The sequence below is a fragment of the Roseomonas populi genome, from assembly GCF_024594815.1.
Lineage (GTDB): Bacteria > Pseudomonadota > Alphaproteobacteria > Acetobacterales > Acetobacteraceae > Roseomonas > Roseomonas populi.
On record NZ_JANJOU010000002.1, the window covers coordinates 371,510 to 397,036 of the forward strand.

The 25,527-nt window shown below is 70.9% G+C and carries 25 protein-coding genes; 8 read left to right on the top strand and 17 right to left on the bottom strand.

The window, feature by feature from the left end; all coding sequences use genetic code 11:
• The first annotated feature begins 6 nt into the window (after nucleotides 1–6).
• The 3 genes from recQ (at nucleotide 7) to bfr (ending at nucleotide 2,731) form a co-directional block, all read left to right on the top strand.
• Nucleotides 7–1,836 carry a DNA helicase RecQ gene (gene recQ / locus NRP21_RS04800; RefSeq protein WP_257715034.1) on the top strand — a complete coding sequence of 610 codons (1,830 nt, stop codon included), beginning with the start codon at nucleotides 7–9 and terminating at the stop codon, nucleotides 1,834–1,836.
• 118 nt (nucleotides 1,837–1,954) lie between these two features.
• Complete coding sequence (locus NRP21_RS04805; protein WP_257715035.1) at nucleotides 1,955–2,161, top strand: (2Fe-2S)-binding protein; 207 nt, start codon at nucleotides 1,955–1,957, stop codon at nucleotides 2,159–2,161.
• Nucleotides 2,162–2,242: 81 nt separating this feature from the next.
• On the top strand, nucleotides 2,243–2,731 hold the full coding sequence (gene bfr / locus NRP21_RS04810) for a bacterioferritin (protein ID WP_257715036.1): 489 nt from the start codon (nucleotides 2,243–2,245) through the stop codon (nucleotides 2,729–2,731).
• 133 nt (nucleotides 2,732–2,864) lie between these two features.
• On the opposite strand, the gene NRP21_RS04815 is transcribed toward bfr, so the two are convergent.
• The 6 genes from NRP21_RS04815 to NRP21_RS04840 form a co-directional block, all read right to left on the bottom strand.
• Nucleotides 2,865–4,592, bottom strand: a complete 1,728-nt coding sequence (locus NRP21_RS04815; RefSeq protein WP_257715037.1) for an ABC transporter ATP-binding protein/permease — start codon at nucleotides 4,590–4,592, stop codon at nucleotides 2,865–2,867.
• Nucleotides 4,593–4,649: 57 nt separating this feature from the next.
• Entirely contained in the window at nucleotides 4,650–4,925 is a 276-nt protein-coding gene (locus tag NRP21_RS04820; protein ID WP_257715038.1) for a DUF3253 domain-containing protein, read from the bottom strand.
• 92 nt (nucleotides 4,926–5,017) lie between these two features.
• Nucleotides 5,018–6,163, bottom strand: a complete 1,146-nt coding sequence (locus NRP21_RS04825) for an OmpA family protein (RefSeq protein WP_257715039.1) — start codon at nucleotides 6,161–6,163, stop codon at nucleotides 5,018–5,020.
• 225 nt (nucleotides 6,164–6,388) lie between these two features.
• Nucleotides 6,389–7,519: an OmpA family protein gene (locus tag NRP21_RS04830; RefSeq protein WP_257715040.1), complete on the bottom strand. Its 1,131-nt coding sequence runs from the start codon at nucleotides 7,517–7,519 to the stop codon at nucleotides 6,389–6,391.
• Nucleotides 7,520–7,668: 149 nt separating this feature from the next.
• On the bottom strand, nucleotides 7,669–8,247 hold the full coding sequence (locus NRP21_RS04835; protein ID WP_257715041.1) for a DUF924 family protein: 579 nt from the start codon (nucleotides 8,245–8,247) through the stop codon (nucleotides 7,669–7,671).
• A complete protein-coding gene (locus NRP21_RS04840; RefSeq protein ID WP_257715042.1) occupies nucleotides 8,244–11,165 on the bottom strand; it encodes an FAD-binding and (Fe-S)-binding domain-containing protein in 2,922 nt (973 codons plus the stop codon). Before NRP21_RS04840 ends, NRP21_RS04835 begins: the two co-directional genes overlap by 4 nt.
• Nucleotides 11,166–11,302: 137 nt before the next feature.
• Here NRP21_RS04840 and NRP21_RS04845 point away from each other — a divergent pair, with 137 nt between their 5' ends.
• Both NRP21_RS04845 and NRP21_RS04850 read left to right on the top strand, forming a co-directional pair.
• Nucleotides 11,303–12,487: a pyridoxal-phosphate-dependent aminotransferase family protein gene (locus NRP21_RS04845; protein ID WP_257715043.1), complete on the top strand. Its 1,185-nt coding sequence runs from the start codon at nucleotides 11,303–11,305 to the stop codon at nucleotides 12,485–12,487.
• Nucleotides 12,488–12,813: 326 nt separating this feature from the next.
• Nucleotides 12,814–14,184 (top strand): PleD family two-component system response regulator, encoded by a 1,371-nt coding sequence (locus NRP21_RS04850; protein ID WP_257715044.1) that lies wholly within the window; start codon nucleotides 12,814–12,816, stop codon nucleotides 14,182–14,184.
• A 165-nt stretch (nucleotides 14,185–14,349) separates the two neighbouring features.
• Here the strand turns inward: NRP21_RS04850 and NRP21_RS04855 are convergent, their stop codons facing one another.
• The 11 genes from NRP21_RS04855 to NRP21_RS04905 all read right to left on the bottom strand — a co-directional run bounded on the left by NRP21_RS04855 (nucleotide 14,350) and on the right by NRP21_RS04905 (nucleotide 23,455).
• The gene (locus NRP21_RS04855) at nucleotides 14,350–15,081 is read right to left on the bottom strand and encodes a CHAP domain-containing protein (protein WP_257715045.1); all 732 of its coding nucleotides are present in this window, start codon (nucleotides 15,079–15,081) and stop codon (nucleotides 14,350–14,352) included.
• A 332-nt stretch (nucleotides 15,082–15,413) separates the two neighbouring features.
• Complete coding sequence (locus tag NRP21_RS04860) at nucleotides 15,414–15,764, bottom strand: RidA family protein (RefSeq protein WP_209372814.1); 351 nt, start codon at nucleotides 15,762–15,764, stop codon at nucleotides 15,414–15,416.
• Between the two features lie 77 nt (nucleotides 15,765–15,841).
• Entirely contained in the window at nucleotides 15,842–17,113 is a 1,272-nt protein-coding gene (locus NRP21_RS04865; protein WP_257715046.1) for an MFS transporter, read from the bottom strand.
• Between the two features lie 6 nt (nucleotides 17,114–17,119).
• Nucleotides 17,120–17,521: a hypothetical protein gene (locus NRP21_RS04870; RefSeq protein WP_257715047.1), complete on the bottom strand. Its 402-nt coding sequence runs from the start codon at nucleotides 17,519–17,521 to the stop codon at nucleotides 17,120–17,122.
• Nucleotides 17,518–17,997, bottom strand: a complete 480-nt coding sequence (locus NRP21_RS04875; RefSeq protein WP_257715048.1) for a hypothetical protein — start codon at nucleotides 17,995–17,997, stop codon at nucleotides 17,518–17,520. The genes NRP21_RS04870 and NRP21_RS04875 overlap by 4 nt, the downstream gene beginning before the upstream one ends.
• A 46-nt stretch (nucleotides 17,998–18,043) precedes the next feature.
• Entirely contained in the window at nucleotides 18,044–19,666 is a 1,623-nt protein-coding gene (locus NRP21_RS04880; protein WP_257715049.1) for a molybdopterin-binding/glycosyltransferase family 2 protein, read from the bottom strand.
• Nucleotides 19,663–20,361 carry an XdhC family protein gene (locus NRP21_RS04885; RefSeq protein WP_257715050.1) on the bottom strand — a complete coding sequence of 233 codons (699 nt, stop codon included), beginning with the start codon at nucleotides 20,359–20,361 and terminating at the stop codon, nucleotides 19,663–19,665. The genes NRP21_RS04880 and NRP21_RS04885 overlap by 4 nt, the downstream gene beginning before the upstream one ends.
• Nucleotides 20,358–20,678, bottom strand: a complete 321-nt coding sequence (locus NRP21_RS04890) for an XdhC family protein (RefSeq protein WP_257715051.1) — start codon at nucleotides 20,676–20,678, stop codon at nucleotides 20,358–20,360. Before NRP21_RS04890 ends, NRP21_RS04885 begins: the two co-directional genes overlap by 4 nt.
• On the bottom strand, nucleotides 20,675–21,847 hold the full coding sequence (locus NRP21_RS04895) for a vWA domain-containing protein (RefSeq protein WP_257715052.1): 1,173 nt from the start codon (nucleotides 21,845–21,847) through the stop codon (nucleotides 20,675–20,677). Before NRP21_RS04895 ends, NRP21_RS04890 begins: the two co-directional genes overlap by 4 nt.
• On the bottom strand, nucleotides 21,844–22,746 hold the full coding sequence (locus NRP21_RS04900; protein ID WP_257715053.1) for an AAA family ATPase: 903 nt from the start codon (nucleotides 22,744–22,746) through the stop codon (nucleotides 21,844–21,846). The genes NRP21_RS04895 and NRP21_RS04900 overlap by 4 nt, the downstream gene beginning before the upstream one ends.
• The gene (locus NRP21_RS04905; RefSeq protein WP_257715054.1) at nucleotides 22,739–23,455 is read right to left on the bottom strand and encodes a CoxG family protein; all 717 of its coding nucleotides are present in this window, start codon (nucleotides 23,453–23,455) and stop codon (nucleotides 22,739–22,741) included. The genes NRP21_RS04900 and NRP21_RS04905 overlap by 8 nt, the downstream gene beginning before the upstream one ends.
• Before the next feature lie 215 nt (nucleotides 23,456–23,670).
• Here NRP21_RS04905 and prpB point away from each other — a divergent pair, with 215 nt between their 5' ends.
• From prpB to NRP21_RS04920, 3 genes are read left to right on the top strand one after another with little or no spacing between them, the layout of a single operon-like run.
• Nucleotides 23,671–24,609 carry a methylisocitrate lyase gene (prpB, locus tag NRP21_RS04910; protein WP_257715055.1) on the top strand — a complete coding sequence of 313 codons (939 nt, stop codon included), beginning with the start codon at nucleotides 23,671–23,673 and terminating at the stop codon, nucleotides 24,607–24,609.
• A gap of 2 nt (nucleotides 24,610–24,611) precedes the next feature.
• Complete coding sequence (locus NRP21_RS04915; protein WP_257715056.1) at nucleotides 24,612–25,082, top strand: DUF192 domain-containing protein; 471 nt, start codon at nucleotides 24,612–24,614, stop codon at nucleotides 25,080–25,082.
• 21 nt (nucleotides 25,083–25,103) lie between these two features.
• Nucleotides 25,104–25,523, top strand: coding sequence for an SRPBCC family protein (locus NRP21_RS04920; protein ID WP_257715057.1), 420 nt, complete (start codon nucleotides 25,104–25,106; stop codon nucleotides 25,521–25,523).
• Nucleotides 25,524–25,527 lie beyond the last annotated feature (4 nt).

Below are 25,527 nucleotides of genomic sequence, written 5' to 3' on the forward strand. Positions count from 1 at the left end.
GGCGGCATGACCGCAAACCCGCGCGCCGTTCTGCACGACGTCTTCGGCTTCACGGATTTCCGCGGCCGGCAGGCCGAGATCGTGGAGCATGTGGTAGGCGGCGGCTCCGGCCTCGTCCTCATGCCCACGGGCGGTGGCAAGTCGCTCTGCTACCAGGTGCCGGCCCTTTGCCGCCCGGGGCTGGGGGTCGTCGTCTCGCCCCTGATCGCGCTGATGGAGGATCAGGTGGCCGCCCTGCGCCAGCAGGGCGTGGCCGCCGCCGCGCTGCACTCCGGCCTGGACGAGGAGGAGCGCCGCCGCGTCTCGCTGGACCTCTCCAACGGCAAGCTGAAGCTCCTCTACGTCTCGCCGGAGCGCCTTGCCGTGGAGGGCACGGCGGAGCGGCTGGCCCGGCGGGACATCTCCCTCTTCGCGGTGGACGAGGCGCACTGCATCTCCGCCTGGGGCCACAATTTCCGCCCGGAATACCGCGGCCTAACGATGCTGGCCGAGCGGTTCCCCGAGGTGCCGCGCGTGGCGCTGACGGCCACCGCCGATGCCCGGACCGTGGACGACATCCGGGAGCGGCTCTCGCTGACGGACGCGCCCGTGTTCCGCGGCAGCTTCGACCGGCCGAATATTCGCATCGAGGTGGCGCCGCGCGACAACGCCGCCGCCCAGATCGCCGCCTTCATGGACGAGGCCGATGACGGGCGCGGTGCCGGCATCATTTACTGCCCCAGCCGCGCCGAGACGGAGCGCACCGCCGCCCGGCTGAAGCGCGACGGCTACGATGCCCTCCACTACCACGCCGGGATGGACGCCGCCGACCGCCGCGCGGCGGAGCGCCGCTTCTCCTCCGGGGATCCCGTGGTGATGGCCGCCACCATCGCCTTCGGCATGGGCATCGACCGCCCGGACGTGCGCTGGGTGGCGCACCTGGCGCTGCCGGGCGGGCCGGAGAGCTGGTACCAGGAGATCGGCCGCGCCGGGCGCGACGGCGCCGCCGCCCGCGCCCTGCTTCTCTACGGCGCAGAAGATATCGCGGTCGCCCGCCGCCGCATCGCGGAGAGCCCAGCCGCCGACACGCAGAAACGCCTGGACCACGAGCGGCTGGACCGGCTGGTCGCCATCGTGGAGAGCGCCACCTGCCGCCGCCGCCTGCTGCTGCGCTGCTTCGGGGACGACCTACCTGAGGATTGCGGCAACTGCGACGCCTGCCTCAACCCGCCCAAGCTGGTGGACGCGACGGAGGCGGCCCGCAAGCTGCTCTCCGCCGTGCATCGCACCGGCGGGCGCTTCGGGCTGGGCTATGTGGTGGACGTGCTGCGGGGCAAGCCGCTGGACCGGATCGTCTCCCTCGGACACGACAAGCTCTCGGTCTTCGGCATCGGCCGGGATGTGGCGGAGGGCGCCTGGAAGAACATCGCGCGCCACCTGCTGGCGCATGGGGCGCTGGAGATGGCGAGCGACACGAGCCTGCCCATCTACCACGCCACTGAGGCCGCCCGCCCGATCCTGCGCGGCGAGCAGCCGGTCTTCCTCCAGGAGCGCGCCCTGCGCGAGGCCGCGCGCGCCTCCCGCCGTGGCAGAACCCGCGCCGCTCCCTCGGCCGTGCCCTTTACCGACGCCCCGATGGAGGCGGGCGTCTTTGACGCATTGCGCGCCTGGCGGAAGGAGGAGGCCACACGGCAGTCCGTGCCGGCCTACGTCATCTTCCCCGACCGCACCCTGGCCGAGATCGCCGCCCAGGGGCCGCGCACCCTGGACCAACTGGCCGAGGTGCATGGCGTGGGCGCCTCCAAGCTGGACCGCTACGGGCTGGACGTGCTGCGGGTGCTGCGCGAGGCGGGGTAGGGGACTGCTGCCCTATGACGGCCTGTTAACGCGAATGGCGATGAGAATTACTTGCATCTCAGGTCGCGTTTGGTAGAACCCCCTGGCTCGCAAGCGGCGAGGGGGAGCACTGCACGGCATGTATGTCTGCATCTGCAATGGCCTGACCGACAAGCACATCCAGTCCGCTATCGATTCCGGTGCCGAGCGCACCCGCGACGTCTATTCCGCCTGTAATTGCAGGGCCCAGTGCGGCACCTGCACCATGAGCATCCTGTGCATGCTGAGGGAGAGCCGGGGCGTGGATGAGAGTGCGCCGCAGGAGCCCGGCCCAATCGCGAATTAGTCGCAAGGACTAATAAAAACAAAGACTTGACCGGAAACTCGCAAGGTCGCATCTCGACTCCAGAAATTGGAGGCCCGAGCCATGAGCGGCGACCCGAAGGTTATCGAGTACCTGAACATCCAGCTCACCAACGAGCTGACGGCGATCAACCAGTACTTCCTGCACGCCCGCACCCTGAATCACTGGGGCGTCACGCGCCTGGGCAAGCACGAGTACGAGGAATCCATCGAGGAGATGCGCCACGCCGACTGGCTCATCAAGCGCATCCTCTTCCTCGACGGCCTGCCCAACGTTCAGCGCCTGAACCAGATCCTGATCGGCCAGTCCGTGAAGGAGATCCTGGAGTGCGACGAGCGGCTTGAGCAGAAGGCCATCGCCGATCTCAAGGAGGGCATCGCCCATTGCGAGGCGGTGCGCGACTACGTCTCCCGCGACCTTCTCATCAAGATCCTGGAGGATGAGGAGAAGCACCAGGACTTCCTGCACGCCCAGTTCACCCTGATCGGCAAGATCGGCGAGGAGCGGTACACCCTTCTCAACTCCGATCCGGCGCCCGACCAGGAGCACTGACCCGGGCCGGGAGGCTCCGCCTCCCGACTCCGCTGGCTGGCGCGCCGCGAGTTCCGCGGCAGCCGTCAGGAAAGTGAGCACTGGGACGCCGTGGGGTAGGGGGGTCTTCTCCCCCCCCTCCCTGGGGGCCCACTCACGCCGGCACGAGCCGGTGCCCTTCCACCCGCACCACCCGGTCGTGATAGGCGGCCACCGCCGGCCGATGGGCGATCGAGACAATCGCCGTCCCCGGCAGCCGCTCCCGCAGCAGGGTATAGAGGTGCTGTTCCGCCTCCGCGTCTACACTGGCCGTGGCCTCGTCGAGGAAGAGCCAGGCCGGGCGGTGGAGCAGGGCTCGGGCTACGGCGAGGCGCTGCTGCTCGCCGCCGGACAGCACGCGGTCCCAGGCCGCCGTAATATCGAGTTGCGGGATGAGGCGGCCGAGGCCGACATCGGTGAGTGCATTGCGAAGGGCCGTGTCGTCGAACTCCGCCGCCGCGGCGGGGTAGGCCAGGCTGCGGCGCAGCGTTCCGATCGGCAGGTAGGGGCGCTGCGGCAGGAACAGGGCCGGCTTCCCCTCCGGCACGGCGATGCGGCCGCTACCGAATGGCCAGAGGCCGGCCAAGGCGCGAAAGAGCGTGGACTTGCCGCTGCCCGAGGGGCCGGTGACGAGCACCGCCTCCCCCGGCGCGACGGAGAGCGCGGCGTCCTTCAGCAGCTCGCGGCCATCCGGCAGGTGCAGTTCCAGCGCGGTCGCCTCCAGCCCGGCTCCCGCGGTGGCCATGGACGGGCCGCTATGGACTGTGGCCTCCGCCTCCGCGATCGCTGCCTCGAAGCCGGTGAGGCGCTGCACGGTCGCGCGCCAGGCGGCCAGATCCGTGTAGTTGCTGACGAACCAGGATAGCGATTCCTGGACCGACCCGAAGGCCGACGACGTCTGGATCAGAGCGCCCAGTGGGATGCGTCCGGCAAAGAAGTTCGGAGCCGCCACGACGAGCGGGAAGATGCTCGCCACCTGGGAGAAGCCGGCGGTGAAGAAGGAGACGTGCTTCGTCGCGGTCATGATGGCCCGCCAGTTTCCGATCACGGCCCCGAAGCGGTCGTAGAGCCCCCGCCGCTCCTCGTCCTCGCCGCGGTACAGCGCGATGCCCTCGACGTTCTCCCTCACGCGGACCAGGGCGTAGCGGAAATCCGCCTCCACCTTCTCCTGCAGGAAGTTGAGCGGGATCAGCTTGCGGCCGATCAGGTGCGTGATCCAGGTCCCGATCAGCGAGTAGGCGAGCGCGACCCAGACGAGGTAGCCCGGGATCTGCACGCCGAAGACAGTGATGCCGTCCGAGAGGTTCCAGAGCACGACGATGAAGGAAAGCAGGGTAACCACCGCCCGCATCAGGCCGAGGCCGAGGGTGAGGTTGCTCTCCACGAAGAGCCGCGCATCGTCCGAGATGCGCTGGTCCGGGTTGTCCGCCCCGCTGTCGCGGATGGAGAGCCGATAATAGGCGCGGTGGCCCATCCAGCGGCGCAGCAGGTCGTTCGTAAGCCAGGTGCGCCAGCGGATCTGCAGCGCCTGCTTCAGGTAGAGCGCATAAACCGCGACGAGGATGTAGAGCGTCGCGATGATGCTGAACCCCGGCATGAAGGCGAAGTCATCAGTTGGCGCGCCGAGCAGGAGGAGGTGGATGAAGCTCTCCCAGTCCTTCGTCTCCAGCGTGTTGTAGAAGCCGCGCTGCCAGTAGGTGAGGATCACGTTCATCGCCACCAGCGCGAGGTTGAGCACCACGACGACGGCCAGGAGCCCGCGCGCGGCCCAGCGATGTTCCCCGTTCCAGAAGGGGCGGGAGAGGGCCCAGGCATCGCCTAGGGCAGCAAGGGTGTGGCGCATGCGCGGAGGATCCGGCCAGGGTTTCGGCCGGTGAGTGTCGTCCAGCGCCGTGCCGGGTCAATCCGGCGCGGCGCTCGTTCCGGGAAGACGCAGGCGGAGGACGCCGCGCATCGCCTCGGGCTCGGCAGGCTTGCCCTTCCGCAGCACCTCGAGCTTCCCTTCCGCCGCAAGGGCCATGGCGGCCTTGCGAACCGGGCCGAGCAGCGGCTGCCATGCCTCGGGCGCCAGGGCGCGCGCGACGTCGTTGGGCGAGATGCTGCGCCCCGGTCCGCAGGCCGTGACCTGCCGGAGGATCTCGGCCTGAAGGGCAGTGGGGTCTGGCCGTGCGGTCATCCCCGAGGGTTAGGCCGGAATGCCCCGCAAAAGAAAGGGGCGGGACCTTCCGGTCCCGCCCCCTCTCATGTCCCGTGACGGGATCGGGCTGCTTAGCGCAGCACGATCTCGACGCGGCGGTTCTGCGGCTCGCGCACGCCGTCGGCGGTCGGGACCAGCGGGCGGCTCTCGCCGAAGGCCTGGATCGACATGGCCGAACGCGGCACGCCACGGCGCGTCAGCTCGGCAGCGACGGCCTCGGCGCGGCGCATGGAGAGGCGCTGGTTGTACTGCGGCGTACCGGAGCGGTCGGCGTGGCCGGCCACCTCGATGCGGGTCGTGCCCGTGGAGGACACGGCCTGCGCGGCCTCGGAGATGATCTGGCGGGCACGGTCCGTCAGGTCGGCGCGGTCAAAGTCGAAGAACACCAGGTAGGTGCGGGCCGGGGCCGGCGCGGCCGCCGGGGCGGGCGCGACGATCGGGGCCGGCGCCGGGCGCGGCTGGTTGAAAGCGTAGCGCAGGCCCAGCATCACCGAGTGGTTCTCGGCCTCGTCGGCCTTGAAGGTGCCGCGCGCGATGGTCGCGCCCGCCGGGTTCGTGATCCGGCCCTCAAGGCGCGGCGAGAGCGTGCCCATGTAGCGGTACTCGAGCGTCGTGGTCAGGCCCGGCACGGCGGAGATCGGGAAGGCGAGGCCCGCGATGCCCTGGTAGGCGAAGCGGCCATCCGTGTCGTCGATGCGGATGGTGCTGCCGCCGGCCTGGGCGCGGGTGGCGCGCACGCCGTCATACTCCGTCCAGATGTAGCCGGCGCCGGCGCCGATGTAGGGCTGCACGGGCAGGCCGGGGAAGGCGAAGTCGTAGAAGACGTTGCCCATCACGCCGTACTGGCGGATGTCGCCGTCGATGCGGTTGAAGGCGCTGGTGCGGCCGGGGCCGCCGAAGCCGCCGAACTTGTCGACGTTGTTCTCGCGGTAGTTGCCCTCAACCTCAGCGCGGACGCCGTTGCCGAAGCCCCAGCCCAGCGACAGGGCGCCAACCCAGCCCGTGTTCTGGCGGGACTCACCGTAGGAGGTGGTGGGCAGGCTGTTGAAGTAGCCGCGGTTGCCGCCACGGCCTTCAAGGGTGCGATCCATCAGCCAGTTCGCGCCGCCACCGCCAGCGATGTAGAGGCCGGTGACAGGCGGGGCGCCGGTCTGGGCCATGGCAGAGGCCGGCACGGCGAGGATGGTGGCGGCCAGAAGGGCCTTACGGAACGACATAACTTCATCCTTCGTATGGTGGCGGGCCGCGATCAGGTGCGGCACGTCAGGAAGGCGAAATGCGCCCGGCGGTTTGGGGTCTCAACACACAGCCACGTCAGAAGGTCGGACTGTGGCGCGCAAGCCACAGCTTTGTTAAGCTTCTTAACTGGACCTCGCCAAAGAAGAAGGGGCGGGACCTTCCGGTCCCGCCCCCTCTCATGTCCCGTGACGGGATCGGGCTGCTTAGCGCAGCACGATCTCGACGCGGCGGTTCTGCGGCTCGCGCACGCCGTCGGCGGTCGGGACCAGCGGGCGGCTCTCGCCGAAGGCCTGGATCGACATGGCCGAACGCGGCACGCCACGGCGCGTCAGCTCGGCAGCGACGGCCTCGGCGCGGCGCATGGAGAGGCGCTGGTTGTACTGCGGCGTGCCGGAGCGGTCGGCGTGGCCGGCCACCTCGATGCGGGTCGTGCCCGTGGAGGACACGGCCTGCGCGGCCTCGGAGATGATCTGGCGGGCGCGGTCCGTCAGGTCGGCGCGGTCAAAGTCGAAGAACACCAGGTAGGTGCGGGCCGGGGCCGGAGCCGCGGCGGGAGCCTGGGCAGCGACGGGGGCGGGAACCGGGCGCGGCTGGTTGAACGCGTAGCGCAGGCCCAGCATGGCGCTGTGGTTGAAGTTCTCGAAGCTGCCGCTGGCGCGCGTGACGGCGCCGGTGATCGTCTGGCGCTGGGTGCCGCTGATCTCAGGCTTCGTCGTGCCGAAGAAGCGGTACTCGGCCGTCAGGCTCAGGCCGGGCACACCCAGCGGGAAGGAGGCGCCGGCGATGCCCTGGAAGGCGAAGACGTCGTCCTCACCGTCGGAGCCCACGACCTGCGAGCGGGTCGGGCGGAAATCGGCCCGGACATTGTCCACGTTCACGTGCGACCAGCCGATGCCGCCGCCGATGTACGGCGTGAAGATCGGGTTGGCCCAGCCGAACATCCGGAGGTCCATGTCGTAGATCACGTTCGCCATGGCGCCCGCCTGCCAGACCTTGCCGTCGTTGCGGCGGCTGGAAAGGCCGGCGGCGTAGATGCCGTGCAGGTCGTTCTCGCGGTAGAAGCCCTCGACCTCGGCGCGGATGCCGTTGCCGAAGCCCCAGCCGATGGAGGCGGCGCCGACCCAGCCGTTCTCCCAGTTGAGCTCGGTCTTGGGGGAGATGCCAGCGGCCAGCGCGGAGGCGCGTGCGTTGCCGCGCAGCGAGTCCTCGGTGCCCTGCAGATAGTTATAGCCGCCGCCAGCGCCGATATAGAGGCCGGTGATGGGCTGCGCCTGCGCCGCGAGCGGCAGAGCGAACATGGTCGTCGCCAGGAGGGCGGAACGGAGGCGGGGCATCAGGGCTGATTTCCTTAAAGAGGATGGGGACGCCGTTGGCGCGGCGTTTCATGCCATGATGATGCACCGCACCAGAGGCGGCTTCATCCCCTGTTGTGCAACATGAAAATCACTGTGGCGAAGACACCACAGTTTTCATCACGGACACGCTAGAATCCACCACCGGAGGCGACGAAAGCCTCCTCTTCAGCGCCGCTGGCGCGGCCCAACACGGCATTTCGGTGGGGAAATCGGCCGAATCGCGCGATCACTGCGCGATGACGCCAAGCGTAATCGATGACGCCACCCGGCGCCGCGGCTCTCGAGTCGTCGCGTAAGCCCTCGAACAGCGCGACGGAGAGGTCCTGGTCCGCCATCGCCTCCGAATGCTCGAACGGCAGATAGAGGAAGATCCGCTGCATGGCCGGCAGGCGGAGGTCGTGCCGCCGGCGCAGCACTGCTTCCCGCGCAACCTCCCGCGCCCTCGCATCGGCCGCGAAGGCCAGGGGGGAGCCGCGATTTAAGTTGCGCGGGAGCTGGTCGAGCAGCAGGCAGAGTGCGACCGCCCCCTCCGGCGTCTCGGCCAAGTCCGCGTGCCCACCCCTGGCAGCTTCTGCGGCCGCCGCGCCGAAGCGCTCGCGCAGCACGGCGTCGAAAGCCGGGTCCTTACGGAACCAGGCTTCCCGGTACAGGTCGGGCTCGCCGCCGAACCAGAACTCCAGCAGTCCGGCCCGCACCGAATCACTCACGCATCCGCCTCCAGCGCCATCTCTAGCACTCGGGCGCTATGCAGGGCGGTGCGCCCCGTCAACTCGGCGATCTGATGCCGGCAGGAGGTGCCGTCGGCCACGATCAGCTCGTCCTGCCCCGCCGCGCGTACGGCCGGCGCGAGGGAGAGCTCACCCATCGCCTTCGAGACCTCGACCCGCCTCGCGTCGTAGCCGAAGGCCCCGGCCATGCCGCAGCAGGACGAGGTGATGGGCTTCACCGCCAGCCCAGGCACCGCGCGTAGCGCCTTCACCGCGTCAGGAAAGGCGCCGAAGGACTTCTGGTGGCAGTGGCCGTGGATGTGCGCGGCCGGAGCCACAGCCCTCAGGGGGAGCTCCGCCCCCTCCCGCACCAGGAACTCGGACAGCAGCATCGCGCGTCCCGCGAGCCGGTCCGCCGCCTCACCCGGGAGAAGGGAGCGGAACTCGTCCCGCAAGGTCAGGAGGCAGGAGGGTTCCAGGCCGACAACAGGCAGGTCCGAGCCGGAGAGCGCCTCCATCGTCCGCCGCGCCTCCGCCCGCGCCTCCTCCACCATGCCGGCGGCCAGCCAAGTGCGCCCGCAGCAGAGAGGGCGCGCCCCATCCTCGGCCCGCGGTGCCACGGCGCGGTATCCGGCCGCGCGCAGCACGCGGCGAGCGGCGTGCAGGTTCTCCGGCTCGAAGTAGCGGTTGAAGGTGTCACCGAAGAGGATGACATCGCCGCGCGGGCCCGGCGCCTCGACATCTCCGTCCCGATAGGGGCGGCGGGCGAAGCGGGGCAGGGCGCGATCCCGCGCGAAGCCCAGCGCACGCTCCCCGATCGTCCGCGCGCCGGGCACCCATTCCCGCGCATTGGCCAGCCAGGGGGCCCGCGACGCCAGCGGGGCCCAGTGCGGCAGGGAAGCGATCAACCGGTCTTTCGCCGAGACGCCGTGCTTCCGCGCGCGGGCGTGCTGCGCCTCGATCTTCATCTTCGCCATGTCCACGCCCGTCGGGCACTCCCGCCGGCAGGCCTTGCATGAGACGCAGAGGGACATCGCTTCCGCCACCTCGTCCGAGGCCAGGGCGTCCGGCCCGAGCTGCCCCGTCAGCGCTAGGCGCAGCGTGTTGGCGCGGCCGCGCGTCAGGTCCCGCTCGTTCCGCGTGGCGCGGAAGGATGGGCACATGACGTTGGCGTCGAACTTCCGGCAAGTGCCGTTGTTGTTGCACATCTCCACGGCGCCGAGGAAACCGCCCTGCAGGCCCGGCCAGGCCGACCAGTCCAGCACCGGCGCTACGGCAGGATCTGCTGCATATTCAGGCGGGTAGCGGAAGAGGCTGCGATCATCCATCCGCGGCGGGCGCACCACGCGGCCGGGGTTCATCATGCCTGCCGGGTCGAAGGCGTCCTTCACCGCCTCGAAGGCGCGCACGATGCGCGGGCCGTACATCTCCTCGTGGAACTCGGAGCGGACGATGCCGTCCCCGTGCTCGCCGGAATGGCTGCCCTTGTACTCGCGCACCAGGGCGAAGCACTCCTCGGCGATCTGGCGCATCCGCCTGACGTCGCCGCCGTCCTTCATGTTCAGCACGGGGCGGACATGCAGGCAGCCCACGCTGGCATGGGCGTACCAGGTGCCCTTGGTGCCGTGGCGCTCGAAAACCTCGTTCAGCCGCTCCGTGTAGTCGGCCAGATCCTCCAGCGGCACGGCCGTATCCTCGATGAAGGAGACCGGCTTACCGTCACCCTTCATGGACATCATGATGTTGAGCCCGGCCTCGCGCACCTCGGCCACCGCGGCCTGGAAGCCGGGATCGATGCATTCCACGACGGCGCCGGGGTAGCCCAGATCGGCCATCATCTCGTCCAGCCGCTTCAAGCCGCGCGCGAGCACCGCATCCTCATGCCCGTGGAATTCAACGATCAGCAGGCTGTCCGGCTCGCCCCGGACCATGCGGTCGATGGTGGGCCGGTAGATGTCGATGGAGCGGCCGAGGTCGATCATCGTCCTGTCCACCAGCTCCACCGCCTCCGGGTCGAGGGTGACGAGGTGCTGCGAGGCCGCCATCGCCGCGCGGAAGGTCGGGAACTGGCAGATGCCTAGCGCCTTGCGCGGCTTGATCGGCCAGAGCTTCAGCTCGAGCCCGGCGGAGAAGGCGAGGGTGCCCTCGCTGCCGACGAGGATGCGGGCGAGGTTGCCACGGCCATTCGCGCGAGCTTCCGGGGTAAGAGATTCAAGGTCATAGCCGCCGACCTTACGGAGTACCTTCGGGAAGCGCGCCGCGATCTCCGCCGCCTCCGCCGCGCCCAGGGCGCGCAGGCGGTTGACCAGCTCGGCCGCCGTCCCCGGCACGCCCTCGCCGAGGTTGTCCGGCAGCTCCCCGAAGGTAAAGCGCTCTCCGCCCGGCAGGATGGCATCGATGGCCGTCACGTTGTCCGCCATCAGCCCGTAGCGGATCGACTTGGAGCCGCAGGAGTTGTTGGCCGCCATCCCGCCGATCGTGCAGCGCGCCCAGGTGGAGGGATCGACGGGAAAGAACAGCCCGTCCTTCTTCAGCGCGTCGTTCAGCGCCCCGAGGGCGATGCCCGGCTGCACCGCTGCCCGCATCCCCGCCGCGTCCACCGAGGTGACGTTCCGCAGGTGCTTGCTGCAATCCAGCACCAGCGCCCGGTTCACCGTCTGCCCGCACTGGCTGGTGCCGCCGCCGCGGGGCAGCACCGGCACGCCCTCCTCCCGGCAGATCGCCATGGCGGCGGCCACGTCCTCCACCGTGCGGGGGATCAGCACGCCGATGGGTTCCACCTGGTAGATGCTTGCATCGGTCGCGTAGCGGCCCCGGTCCCCAGCGCCGAACAGCACCTCGCCCTCGGTCTCCCGCTTCAGTCGGGCGGCCAGGCGGCTGTCGCCGGGCGTGATGCGGGAACGGGTGATGGCATTCATGCGGGCGTCTCCTGCCGGCAAACTAGCGGCGCTGGGCGGGCGCGTCGCATCCATAATGCTCATCAATCGAACGCGCCGAACTCATTGGCGCGGCGCGGGGCAGGCGGCTAGACCGCCGGGAAGAGCGGAGGGCGCCCATGGCCTATTTCACCACCCGGACCGAGAACGGCCGGCATTTCCTGCAGATCCCCGGCCCGAGCAACGTGCCGGACCGCGTGCTGCGGGCGCTCGACAATCCCACCATGGACCATCGCGGCCCGGATTTCGGCCTGCTGGGCAAGAAGGTGCTGGAGAAGCTGGGGCCGGTCTTCGGCACCACCCAGCCCGTGATCATCTTCCCGGCCTCCGGAACCGGCGCCTGGGAGGCCGCGCTGGTGAACACCCTCTCGCCCGGCGACACGGTGCTGATGTGCGAGACGGGCTGGTTCGCCCACCTCTGGCAGGAGCTGGCCGGGCGCCTGGGCCTGAAGCCGCGCCTGCTTGAGACGGACTGGCGCCGCGCCGCGGACGTGCCGGCGATCGAGGCCGCGCTGCGGGCGGACAAGGGGCACGAGATCAAGGCCGTCTGCGTCGTCCACAACGAGACGAGCACGGGCTGCACCTCCCGCATCGACGAGGTGCGCCGCGCCATGGACGCGGCCGGCCACCCGGCCCTGCTGATGGTGGACACGATCTCCTCCCTCGGCTCCGTGGAGTTCCGGCACGATGCGTGGGGCGTGGACGTGACGATCTCCGGCAGCCAGAAGGGACTGATGCTGCCGCCCGGCATCTCCTTCAACGCCGTGTCGGAAAAGGCCCTGCGCGCGAGCGAGACGGCGCGGCTGCCCCGCGCCTACTGGGACTGGAAGTCGATGCTGGCCTCCAACGCCACGGGCTACTTCCCCTATACCCCGGCCACCAACATGCTCTACGCGCTGGACACCGCGCTGGACCTGCTGATGAACGAGGGGCTGGCGAACGTCTTCGCCCGGCACGAGCGCCACGCGGAGGCCACCCGCCGTGCCGTGCGGGCCTGGGGGCTCGAGATCCAGTGCGAGGACCCCCGCCACTTCTCCCCCGTGCTGACGGCCGTGCGCGTGCCGGAGGGGCATTCGGCGAACGCGTTGCGGGCGGCCATCCTGGAGAGGTTCGATATGTCGCTCGGGAACGGGCTCGGTCGGCTGAACGACCGGGTGTTCCGCATCGGCCATCTCGGCGCGCTGAACGACCTCTCCCTCCTCGGCACGCTGGGCGGGGTGGAGATGGGCCTGCGCGTGGCCGGGGTGCCGCACGATGCGGGAGGGGTGAAGGCCGCTATGGACCTGCTCTCCGGCAACGCCTGAACAACCCCGGCGCGGCGGGCGACAACCTTTCACCCGCCGCGCAGTTGTTGCCGGATGTATCGGCGAGGGAGTGTCGGGTGCGCCTGGCGGATCTTCCGAATTGCGCCAAACGTGGCGAAGATGTCGCCCGGCTCCTTTATTGGCGGGGATGGCTTGCGCGACAGGGCCGGGCAGAACAGGGTGTCGCCTCAGTAGGTCAAACGGCAGGAGTCTTCTGGACATCGATGGCTCCGAACCCATGGTCCAGCCGCTGAAGCAATGATTCACCGCTTGCTCCTGACGGGGTTCGAGGGGATGGCCGGGCCCGGTAGGGAAGGATCGGCGTCATGACCGCGCGAGTCCTGGTCGTCGACGACATCGCCGCGAACCTGAAGCTCCTCGAAGCCCGGCTGAACGCCGAGTACTACGAGGTGTCGCTCGCCAGTTCCGGGACCGAGGCGTTGCGCCTGGCCCAGTCCTGGGGCCCCGACGTCATCCTGCTGGACGTGATGATGCCGGGCATGGACGGCTACGAGGTGTGCAAGCTCCTCAAGGCCTCCCCCACCACGGCCCATATCCCCGTGGTGATGATCACCGCCCTGGTTGACCAGACAGAGCGGGTCAGAGGGCTGGAGGCCGGGGCGGACGACTTCCTCTCCAAGCCGGTGGATCACGCCACGCTCTTCGCGCGGCTGCGCGCGCTGCTGCGGACGAAGCAGGTGCTGGACGCCTTCCGCCTGCGCGCCGAGACGGCACGGGACCTGGGCTTCGAGCCGATGCCGGACCCCTCGCGCAGTGTCGCCGGCGCCCGCGCGCTGCTGGCCACGGAGGATAACTCGGAAGCAATCGCGCTCTCCTCCATCCTCGCGCAGGATGGGGTGGTGGTGACGCGGGCGGCGGACGTGAACATCGCCTGGGACCGGCTGCTGCACGAGGACTTCGACCTCGCCGTGCTCAGCCTCTGGCTGGATGACGGGGAGGGGCTGCGCCTGGCCTCGCGCATGCGCGCCCAGTCCTCCATGCGGGAGGTACCCGTGCTGCTGGTGGCTGATACCGATCAGCGGAACCAAGTGCTGCGCGGCTTCGACCTGGGCGCCAACGACCACGTGCTGCGCCCGGTGGACGCGAACGAGCTACGTGCCCGCGCCCGCAACCAGATCCGCCGCAAGCGCTACCAGGAGCGGCTGCGCGCCGACCTGCAGCGCAGCCTGGAGATGGCGGTGACGGACAGCCTGACGGGGCTGCGGAACCGCCGCTACGTCGTGCGCCACCTCGAAGGGTTGCTGCGCGCCGGCGGCGCGACCGTGCTCCTGATCGACGTGGACCGCTTCAAGTCCGTGAACGACACCTACGGCCACGCGGTCGGCGACGTGGTGCTGAAGGAAGTGGCCGAGCGGTTGCGCCTGCACGTGCGGGCCGTGGACGTGGTGGCCCGGTTCGGCGGGGAGGAGTTCCTCGTCGCCATGGCGCCACAGCCGGCCGATGATGCCAGCATGGTGGCCGAGCGCCTGAGGGCCGCCGTGTGCGAGACGCCCGTCACCGCCGGCGACAAGGCCCTGCAGGTGACGATCAGCATCGGCGTGGCCGTTGGCATACCCGACTGCAACGTCGACGAGCTGGCAGCGGCCGCGGACGTGGCCCTCTACCGCGCCAAGGCGAATGGCCGGAACCGTGTGGAGATCGCCGAGGCCGAGGACTGGGCGCGGCACGAGGCCTGAGAGCGCCCGGCTGCACTGTCCCCGGGCCTACTGCATCTCTCTCCCGGCTCGCCGCTGCCCATCCAAGCCGGCAGAAGCACCAGCGCAGGAATCACGAAAGGGGTGGCGGACCCCCTATCCGCCACCCCTTCCCAGAGACCCGTCCGGTTTCCCGGAAGGGGTGCCTCAGCGGCTGCCCTCGACCCCCAGGCCGCCGACCGAGGTGTTGATGAAGCGCAGGTGCGAGCTGGGGGCCGGCGCCTCCGCCACCTCCTGCATCCCGCTACCGTTGCGGACCATGATCGGCCCGCGCGGCGCCGGGGCGCCATCCGGCCGGTTGAAGATGAAGCCGTAGGTTGCGTAGGTCCGGCCATAGGTGCTGGAGTCGTGACCGACCTGTACCCGCACCGCCGTCCAGTCGTTCGCGCCGGAAACGTCGATGACGGAGATATTCCGCGTCACGGTGCCCTTGCGGATGCCCGGCCCTTCCCAGTTCGCGTGGTGGATCGTGATCTCCCGCGCGCTCACCTGCCGCTCCACCACGGCGACGTGGCCGGAGCGCATGCCGCCCGAGGAGCGGAAGACGAGGACGGAGCCGGCCTCCGGCCGGTTGCCGCGGGCGTAGCTGCCCGCAGCGTTGTTCCACCAAGTGCCGCCATTCCCGCTGACGTTCATGCCGGTCACCATGCGAGCATAGGGCACGCAGGAAATATAGCCGCCGTAGGTGGCGTACTCGCGCGTGGCCTCGCTGCGGCCCCCGTGGCGGGTAGCGGCCTTGGCGGAGGTGCCGCGGACCGCGCGCACGGCGACGGCGCGGTTGACGGTGGCGGGGGTGCTGCGGGCGGACACGTGCTTGGCACCACCCCGCTGCGGGGAAGCGGCCTCGGCGGTCGAGCTCAGCTCCGGAGCCAGCATCATCCCGCAAACCGCGATAATCGCGGCGGCAGCGCTTCTTGCCTGCATGTGAACCCCCAGGATCAAGCCTTGTCCCCCAGGCCGGTGATCCGGCCCCGCCGTGATGGCGTCGTCACGGAGGTGTTACCCGCAGGCAGGAAACCGGGACAACGCTTACCTATGTTTCGCGGCGCAACGAGGTGTGATTCGGCCATCCCCGGGGTCTCGGGCGGAGGCGATAGGGACGGTTTTCCTAGAAAACGGTCTGTCTGCAAACGATGCCACAGTGTTGCGGCATGGGCGACACAGGCGTGCGGCGGAGGCACCGGGGGATTCCGGGCCTCCGCCAGGCGGCTTCAGCGGCAGGCCGTGACCATGATCTCAACGAGATGGCGCGGATCGGCCATGTTGGCCTCCACGCAGGCGCGCACGGGGGCGCCGCCCTGGGGCAGCCAGTTCACCCAGAGCTTGTTCAGCGCGTCACGGTCCCGGATGTCCTTCAGCCATACCTGGGCCTGAAGCAGGCGGGTCTTGTCGGTGCCGTGCTCCTCCAGCGCGGCGTCGATCTTGGCCAGGATCTGCTGGGTCTGGCCGGAAACGTCCTGGGACAGGTCGTCCGCGGTCACGCCGGCGACGTAGACGAAGCCGTGGTACTCCACGGTGTTGGACAGGACGGGGTTGGCACCCTTGCGGATGATCGCGCTCATAGAGGTTCCTCTCGGCCGGTATGGCGCTGGACATCTAGAGCGGGATCAGCCGGGGCGGAAGCGCCGGCCCTCCGGCCTCACTCCGCCGGGCGTGCCTCCGGCCGCTCCAGCGCCGCGGAGATCCGGCGCATGCGCGAGAGGCCCCAGGCAAAGACGGCCAGCGCGAGCATGACGGCGGCGAAGGTGGGCAGGCGTAGCCCGAAGGCCTCGCCGGCCGTTCCGAGGGCCAGCGCCCCGATAGCCGGGCAGGCGCGGGAGACAAGCGCCCAGAGCGACATGATCCGCCCCCGCATGGCCGGGGAGGCCGCAGTCTGCGCGAGGACCTGCACGGAGATGCCGTGCGCCGAGGCGCTGGCCCCGATGGCGGCCCCGCAGAGCAGCGCGAAGGGGAAGTAGCCGGTCGAGACGAAGAGGCCGGTGGCCACGGCCTGGGCGAGGATGGCGAAGACCGCGATCCGCGTCGTTCCCGTCAGCCGCCCGCGGGAGGCGACGGTCAGCCCCGAAATAAGGGCACCGACGGCGAAGGAGGCGGTCAGCATGGCGAGCGACTCGGCACCCCGGCCGAAGAGCCGCTCCACATAGGGCGGCAGGATCTCCTGCACCCCGCGGAGCAGGACGGACGACAGGGCGGAGAAGGCCACGATCGGCCCAAGGCCAGGGTGGCGCGCCGCGTATCGGAAGCCCTCCAGCGTCTCGGCGAAGAGGGAGTTCGTCGCGGGGTGGCCGCGCCGCTGCTCCGGATCGACCCGCAGCCAGGGCATCGATACCGTGGCGAAGCCGTGGCCCAGGGCGTTGCAGAGGATGGCGGGGGCAACGCCCCAGGCCGCGATGATGAAGCCCGCGAGTCCCGGCCCGACGAAGCGGGCCACGTTGAAGAGAAGGCTGTTGGCCGCCACCGCCGCCGGCAGGTCTTCCCGCCGAACCAGGGCGGGGATGAGGGTCTGGCGCGCGGGCTGGGAGAAGCAGGCCGCCGTGCCGCTGATCATCTCCAGCGCGAAGAGCAGGCCGATGGAGATGTGGCCGGTGGCGGTCAGGGATGCCACCGTCAGCGCCTCCAGCGCGATCACGCCCTGAGAGGCCATGGTGAGGCGGACCCGGTCCAGCCGGTCCGCCAGGGCGCCCGCCACCGGGCTGACAAGCACGGCGGGGGCAAGATCGGCGAAGGCGATCAGCCCCACCCAGGCCGCACTGCGGGTGAGTTCCCAGGCCAGCCAGGCCACCCCGATCCGGTGCATCCACAGCCCGGTCCAGGCACCGAGGCTCGCGCCGAAGAAGATCCGCGCGTTCCGGCTGGCGAGCGCGCGCCCGAGCGGGCCGGCGACGAGGCGGGAGATGGGCGTGGAGGGCAAGGCGCCTCAGCGCCTCGGCGCGGCCCCCGGGGCAGGGGTCGGGGCCGGGGCAGCGGCCGGCGCGGGGGCGTTCGCGCCACGCACGCACTCCGCGGCCATGCGGTCGCGGTCGTAAACCTGGGCGAACTGGTCGGAAATCACCTGCGGCCCGAGATAGGAGGTGGTGCCGATCCGGGCGTTGTAGTCATCCTGGCGCATAAGCTGGCCGCGGTCGCGGAAGCGGACCACGCGCTCTGCATCGGCCAGGCAGGCCGCGGCGCGGTCGGAGCGGGCGGCCTGAGCTCCGGCATTCGGCACACCGGCGCGCTGGGCGACTGGCGCGGGCGGCGCGGCGCAGGCGGCAAGCCCCAACGGTGCCGCCAGGAGCAGGGCCAGGGCCGGGCGGGTCGTCGGGAACAGGGGCTTCATGGGGGCAACGCTCCGGTCGAGTCTTGGGGCAGGCGGGGCCGCGCGAGGCGCTGCCGAAGACCCTCTTCATCGAAGCGGGCGGCGGCGTCCAGAGGTTGCGTGGCGGCGGCGCGCAGAAGCTCGGGGTGCAGCACCGTTCCCTCGCGCCCGATGTCGAAGTGGCCGCGCAGCCAGGGCGCCCGCCCCATGACCTCCAGCAGCGCGAGAAGGCGCAGCAGCGTCGCGATCCCTTCCGCGTGGTCCAGCCCGACGCGACGGTCCAGCGCCTCTGCCCAGCAGCAGGCGTCCCGGTCCTCCAGGAGCAAGTCCAGGGCGGGCGCATCCTTCGCGCGGCCCCGGAAGCGAAAGGCGCGCGGTGGCCCCTCCAGCGCGGCGGTGGCCGCGTCCCGTGCCATATCCCAGGCACGCAGCAGGGCGCGGGGCTGGATGGCGGGCGTGGCTTCGGGCGTGAACGGGATGGCGCAGGCGGTCGGCACAGGGAACAGATGGGGTGCGCCGGCCGGAAGGTCAGGGCTTGACGGGTCAGAGCCCCTTCAGCGTGTCCGCCGTGTCGAAATCCCTGAGCACGCCGTCATCCGACACCTCCACGTTGAACAAGCGGTCGGCGTGCAGCCCCGTCAGGTGGCGGGCCCCCACGTCGCCGGTGATGCCGAGGATCGCGCCGAAGAACTCACGCCCCCAAAGCACGGGGTTGCCCTGCTTGCCCCGGAAGGTCGGCTGCACGATCGCGCGGCCCTCCTCCGGATCGAAGGCCGAGAGGAGCCGGTCCAGCACGGCCGGGGAGACGAGGGGCATGTCCCCGAGCATCACCAGCACGCCCTCGACATCCGGCGGCAGGGCGGCGATGCCGGCCTTGAGGGAGGCGGAGAGACCCTCTGAATAGTCCTCGGCATGGGTCATCAGCACGGGGCGGCCGGTCAGCGCTTCCTCCACCCGCTCGTGCTCGTGGCCGGTGACGACGAGGACGGGGCGGGCCCGGCTGGCCAGCGCGTTCTCCACCACCCGCGCCACCATGGGCCGGCCCTCGCGGTCCGCCACCATCAGCTTGTTCAGCGGCGCCATGCGGCGGGAGCGCCCGGCCGCCATCACCAGGGCGGCAACGCGGCGGGGGCGCCGGGGCGCGGCAACGGGGGCGCTGCGCGGGGCATCGCCGCGGGGCAGGGGGCGCGTCTCGATCTCCTTCAACAGCCCGCCGACACCCATCCGCATCAGCGACTTCGGTGTGACGGGAACGCCAGCGAAAAGCCGCTCCAGCACCCAGTCGAAGCCGTTCACCTTCGGGCTGCGCGCGCAGCCCGGCAGGACCATGGCCGGGACCTCCCCGATCCGGCCGAGGCAGAGGAGGTTCCCCGGATCTACCGGCATCCCGAAATGCTCGATCGAGCCGCCCGCGCGTAGGATTGCCGCCGGGGCAACGTCGCGCCGGTCCACCACGGCGGAGGCGCCGAGGACCAGCAGCATCTCGGCCCCCGCCTTCCGCAGCCGCCCCAGCGCCTCGGCGATGGCGCCCGTTTCGTGCGCGCAGCGCTCCGGCGGCAGCAGCGAGCCCGCCAGGGCCTCGATCCGGGTCCGGGTCGCCTCGATCCCGTTCTCGAAGATCGCCTCCTTCATGCCCGGCAGTTCGGAGCTGACCAGGCCGACCTTCACCGGCCGGAACGGGTGCAGGGAAAGGGCCGCGCCGCCGCGCAGCATGGCCTCCGCCACGTGCAGGGCATCGCCGGGCACGGCGAAGGGGATCACCTTCACCGTCGCCAGCATGTCCTTCGGCTGCACCACGCTGAAATCGGGCAGCGTCGCGAGGGTGAGGCTCTCGTCCAGCGCGTTCAGCCGATCCACCAGCGCCGTGTCCACCCGCAGCAGGCCGGCAGTTTCCGCCAGAAGATTCACGCGGCCGGTTGCGGCCCGGCTGCGGGCGACGAGCGGGCGCAGCATGGCATTCGCCATGCGGTCCGCCGCCTCGTCCTCCGGCACATCGCCGGGTTCGAGGCGCGCGGCGACGACCTCCGCGTGCCGGGCAGCGCGCAGCGCCTCGATGGCGCCTGCGTCCAGCACCGTGCCCTTCTTCAGCACCCGGTCCGGCAGCCGCAGCGTGTGGGCGAGGACGGCGCCGCGCGCCTCCTCCAGCGGGGTGGGGCCGAAGATCATCCGCGTTCCCCGCTCCGCAGCTTGCCGCGGCGGGCCGCTACCACCTGGGCAACGATGGAGAGGGCGATCTCCGGCGCGGTCACGGCGCCGATGTCCAGTCCGACCGGGGCCTGGATGCGGGCGATCGCCCCGGCGCCATGCCCAGCCTCCTCCAGCCTGGCCACGCGCTTGGCGTGGGTGCGCCGGCTACCGAGGGCGCCGACATAGAAAGCGTCCGACCTCAGCGCGACGTCCAGCGCCGGGTCGTCCAGCTTCGGGTCGTGGGTGAGGGTGACGATCGCCGTGCGGTTGTCCGGCCGCAGCGCCTCCAGCGCCTCGTCCGGCCATTCCGTCACCAGCTCGGCATCGGCCGCGAAGCGCTCTTCCGTGGCGAAGGCCCGGCGGGGATCGACGATGGTGACGGCGAAGCCGGCGGCGGCGGCCATCGGCACCAGAGCCTGGGCCACGTGGACGGCGCCTACGACGATCATCCGGGGCGGCGGAGTCTGCGGCTGGACGAACCAGGTCTCCTCCCCAACTGTAACAGGCCCGGCCTTGTCGGAGAGCAGCGCCGCCTCGGCCGCCGCAGCCAGTGCGGGGGGCAGGGCTTCCTGGGGGTGAAGGTGCTGCGCGCCGTCGGGCAGGCGCGTCAGCAGGGCCACGGGCCGCCGCGCCGCCCGGGCGGCCTGGAGTACCTCCAGCGTCTCGGGGGTCACGCCAGCGGTTCCACGAAGACCTTCAGCTTGCCTCCGCAGGCCAGCCCCACCTCCCAGGCGCGCTCGTCGGTGATGCCGAAATCCAGGAGCTGCGGAGTGCCGGACTTCATCACCTGCTGGGCCACGTCGGCCACCGCGCCCTCGATGCAGCCGCCCGAGACGGAGCCGGCAAGCCGCCCGCTTCCCGTCACCGCCAGCCTGGACCCGGCCGGGCGGGGCGAGGAGCCCCAGGTCTCCACCACCGTGGCCAGGGCCACGCGCTCTCCCTCCGCGCGCCAGGCGCGGGCGGTCTCCAGAATGTCCTCGGTGCCGCTCATGCAGGCCTCCCGTCGCGCCGCCCCGTGTCTTTGATCTTGGCACCCGAGAGGGTGGCGACCAGGGCGCGCAGGCTGTTCAGGTTATGCACTTGGCGATGCTCGTGCACATGGGGGAGGAGGGCACGTATGCCGGCCGCGCGGGGCTGGAACCCCTGATACCGCAGGAGCGGGTTCAGCCAGATCAGCCGCCGGCAGGAATGGCGCAGCCGCTCCGCCGCCTCGGACAGCCCCTCGGCCCCGCCGCGGTCCAGCCCGTCCGTGATCAGCAGCACCACCGCGCCCTGCCCCAGCACCCGCCGCGCCCAGCGGCGGTTGAAGCGGTCCAGTGCCTCCCCGATCCGGGTGCCGCCGGACCAGTCCGGCAGGATGTGGGACACCGCCTGGAAGGCTACCTCCGGGTCTCGGTTCCGCAGGGCGCGGGTGACATTGGTGAGCCGCGTGCCGAAGACGAAGCTGTGGACCCGGGCGCGATCATTCTCCACCGCGTGCATGAAATGCAGCAAAATCTGAGCGTAACGGGCCATACTTCCCGAGACATCGCAGAGAAGAACCAGCGGCGGGGGGCGGGTGACCCGGCGCCGCCGCTCGATCCGCGCGATCTCCCCACCCAGGCGCATGGAGGCGCGGATGGTGGCGCGGAGGTCGGCGCGCGGGCCGGACGGGTCCGGGCGGAAGCGGCGGGTCGGGCGCTCGGCCAGGGGCAGGGTCAGCCGGCGTATTTCGCGCTTCGCCTCTGCCAGTTCTTCAGCGGACATTGCTTCAAAATCAAGCCGGTTCAGCCTCTCGCGGTCAGAGACGGTGAGGGCGGCATCCTCCCGCCGCTCCGGTTCTCCGGCCGGCGTCGCGGGCGGGTTCGCGCCGGGCATGGCCTCCGCCGCGCGGCGGGCGGCGGGGGGCGCGGCTTCGGGCGGCGCGTCCTCCGGGCCGGCTGCGCGGACAGGGGTATCGGGATTGCGCCAGAAGAGGTCGAAGGCGGCGTCGAAGACTTCGAAATGATCGCGCCGATGGATCATCGTCGCCCGCAGGGCCGCGCGGAAGGCAGCGCGGTCCGTGAGGGGGACGTGGGAGAGGGCTTCGGCGGCGGACAGGGATTCGGCAGAGCCCACGGGCAGCCCGGCGCGGCGCAGGACCCGCCCGAAGGCGAGGAGGTTCGGGGCGAGGGCACTCACCCAGCCGCCTCCCGCGCCTCCTCCACCCGCCGGGCCAGCTCGGCCCCGCGCAGGCGCGCGATGTCGTCCTGGTACTTCAGCAGCACGCCGAGCGTGGCCTCGGCCGCGGCCGGCTCCAGCTCCCGCCGGTCCAGCGCGGTCAGGGCACGCGCCCAATCCACGGTTTCCGCCACGCCGGGCGGCTTGAAGAAGGCGTCGCCGTTCCGCAGCTCCTGCGCGAAGGCGACGACCTGGGCGGAAAGGGCGGCCGGCACCTCCGGGGCGCGCCGGGCGAGGATGGCGCGCTCCCGCGCTGCGTTCGGATAGTCCACCCAGTGGTACAGGCAGCGGCGGCGGATGGCGTCGTGCACCTCCCGCGTGCGGTTGGAGGTGACGACGACCACGGGCGGGGTCTGCGCCCGGATCGTGCCCAGTTCCGGCACGGTGATCTGGAAGTCGGCCAGAACCTCCAGCAAGAAGGCCTCGAAAGGCTCGTCCGCACGGTCCAGCTCGTCGATCAGCAGCAGCGCCGGGCTGCCCTCGATGGCCTGGAGGAGGGGGCGCGGCTCCAGGAAGCGGCGGTCGTAGAGGCCGCGCTCCAGCGCCGAACGGTCGGCCTCGTGCGCCGTCTCGGCCAGGCGGATGGCCATGAGCTGGCGGGCGTGGTTCCACTCATAGGCGGCGGAGGCGAGGTCCATGCCGTCGTGGCACTGCAGCCGGACCAGTCGCCGCGGCAGCTGCGCCGCGAGCACCTTCGCGATCTCCGTCTTCCCCGTGCCGGGCTCGCCTTCCAGCAGCAGGGGGCGGCCCATGGCCAGGGCGAGGTGGACGGTGGTGGCCAGGGCCGCATCGGCGACGTAGCCGCCCGCCTCAAGCAGCGCCTGGGTCGCGGCGACGTCCCTGGGCGGGAAGTCAGCCAATGACGAAGAGCAGCCCGAGGATCACCACGAAGAGCGCGCCGCCGATCCAAAGGTTGATCGGCAGGCCGAAGGGCTCGCGCGGGATCGCGGCCAGGATGGCGGCCATGTTCCCTGTGGCGGCGCCGGGGCGCAGCGCGGCCACCGCGGTCTGCCGCGGCTCGATCGGCTGCCCGGTGCTGGCGACGGACGGGCCGGTGGTGGGCACCATGTCCGGCGCCGCCGGCGCGGCGGTGGCCGGCCCGGTGGCCGAGGCCGGCACCGTCTCAGCGGCGGCGACCTGGGCGGCGAAGCGGTCGAAGAACTGGTCGGCCATCTGGCGGGCGGTGCTGTCCACCAGCCGCGCGCCGAGCTGGGCCATCTTGCCGCCCACCTGCGCCTTCACATTGTAGTTGAGCGTCGTGGTGGACGGACCTTCGGCGACCAGGGCCACGTCCGCTCCGCCGCGGGCAAAGCCCATGGCGCCGCCCTGGCCCTCGCCGGTGATCGTGTAGCCCTCGGGCGGGTTGATGTTGGTCAGCGTCACCTTGCCGCCAAACTTGGCCGACATCGGGCCGATCCGCACGGCCACCTTGGCGGCGAAGCTGTCCGGCCCGGTGCGCTCCACCGATTCGCAACCGGGAATGCTGGCCTGGAGCACGGCGGGGTCGTTCAGCGCATCCCAGACCCGCTCGCGCGGCGCCTCGATGCGGCGGCTCCCCGTCATGTCCATGCCCGTCTCTCCCCGGCAGTGTTTCGTCCCGCGGCGCAAGCTAGGGGAGGGGAAGGGAGGTGGGAAGGGGCGTCCCTGCCTAGTTCCTCCCAAGATTCCCCCATCTGGCCGCCCCGTGAGGCCGGGTGTAGCCTGCCGCCGGACTGAAGACGCCGGCCGACCCGGCGCCCCGACGGGGCCGCCCCTTGCCCCGCGCCACGCCCGGGAGGTTCTGCATGCCCTACGTGATCGGTGACGACCTGCCGGATGTCCCGGCCGGCCAGCGCTTCCGTGCGCTGCTGGACCGCCCGGGAATCCTGCGCATGCCCGGCGCGCATACGGGCATGGCGGCGCTGCTGGCGAAGCGGGCGGGGTTCGAGGCGCTCTACGTCTCCGGCGCCGCCATGTCGGCCAATATGGGCCTGCCCGATCTCGGCATGATCACGGTGGAGGACGTGTGCTGGCACGTCCGCCAGGTCTCGCGCGCCTCCTCGCTCCCCGCGCTCGTCGATGGCGACACGGGTTATGGCGAGGCGCTGAACGTCATGAACATGGTCCGCTCCTTCGAGGATGCGGGGGCGGCGGCGGTGCAGCTGGAGGACCAGCTGCTGCCGAAGAAGTGCGGCCACCTGAACGACAAGAAGCTGGCCGACCCGCACGACTTCGCGGCGAAGATTGCCGCCGCCCGGCGGGCCCGGAAGCACCTCTACATCATCGCCCGCACGGACGCGGCGGCGAGCGAGGGGATGGATGGCGCCGTCGGCCGCGCGAAGCTCTTCATGGAGGCCGGCGCGGACGCGATCTTCCCGGAGGCGCTGAACACCGCCGAGATGTTCCGGGAGTTCGCCCGCCGCATGCCCGGAGTGAAGCTGCTGGCGAACATGACGGAGTTCGGCCGCACCCCCTTCTTCACGGACAAGGAGTTCGAGGAGATGGGCTACGCCATGGTAATCTGGCCCGTCTCCCACCTGCGGGTGGCGAACCGTGCCATGGAGGAGCTCTACGCCGCCATCAACCGGGACGGCGGGACGCAGGGCATGGTGGGGCGGATGCAGACCCGGGCGCAGCTCTACGAGACGATCGGCTACCACGAATACGAGGCGCTGGATTCCACCCTCGTGAAGACGGTCGTCCCCGAAGGTATGCCGCAGCGTTTCCCGGGGGCGGCGCAGTGACGATGAACCGCCGCTTCTTCCTCGGCTTCCTGGCGGCGCTGCCGGCCGCGCCTGCCCTCGCGCAGGACGGGCCGCAGCCGAAGCTGCCGACGGAACCCCTGGTCATCATCACCCGCGACGGCAAGCGGCACGAGTTCCAGGTTGAGATGGCGATCCAGCCGGAGCAGCAGATGACCGGGCTGATGTTCCGCCCTTCCGTCGCGCCGAACGAGGGCATGCTGTTCGACTGGGGGCAGCCCCGGGAGAGCAGCATGTGGATGCGGAACACCATCACCTCCCTGGACATGGTGTTCATCACCGCCAACGGCACGGTGCTGCGGATCGCGGAGCGGACGGTGCCGCACAGCCTCGCTACCGTCAGTTCCAACGGCCCGGTGCGGGCCACGCTGGAACTCGCGGCGGGCACGGCGGAGCGGCTGGGCATTCGCGTGGGCGACAAGGTGGAGCAGCGAATCTTCGGGACCGCGCGTTAGCCTCCCAACCGGAGGTTGCGCATGGCTATCGATCCCACCACCGAAGGGCTTTTCGTCCGGCACCGCTTCGCCGCGCCGCCGGCGCGCCTGTTCCAGGCCTGGACGGACCCGGAGCTCGCTGCCCAGTGGCTCTTCACGGGGCTGGTCGGTGAGATAGCGGAGCTGGCAATGGACGCACGCCCCGGGGGCGTGTTCCGCCTTCGCGGCGCCCTCCACGAGGGATATGGCGAGTTCATCGAGCTGGAGCCGCCGCGCCGGATCGTGCTCGCCTTCGGCGTGCCGGCCCTGCGGCATGGCGTGGACCGCTTCGTCGTGGAGATCACGCCCGAGGCCGGAGGCAGCCTGCTTTCCCTGACGAAGGAGGGGCTGCCACCCGATCTGACGGACGAGACGGAAGGCGACTGGGGCGTGATGTTCGATCGCTTGGCCGCGATCCTCTGAGGGC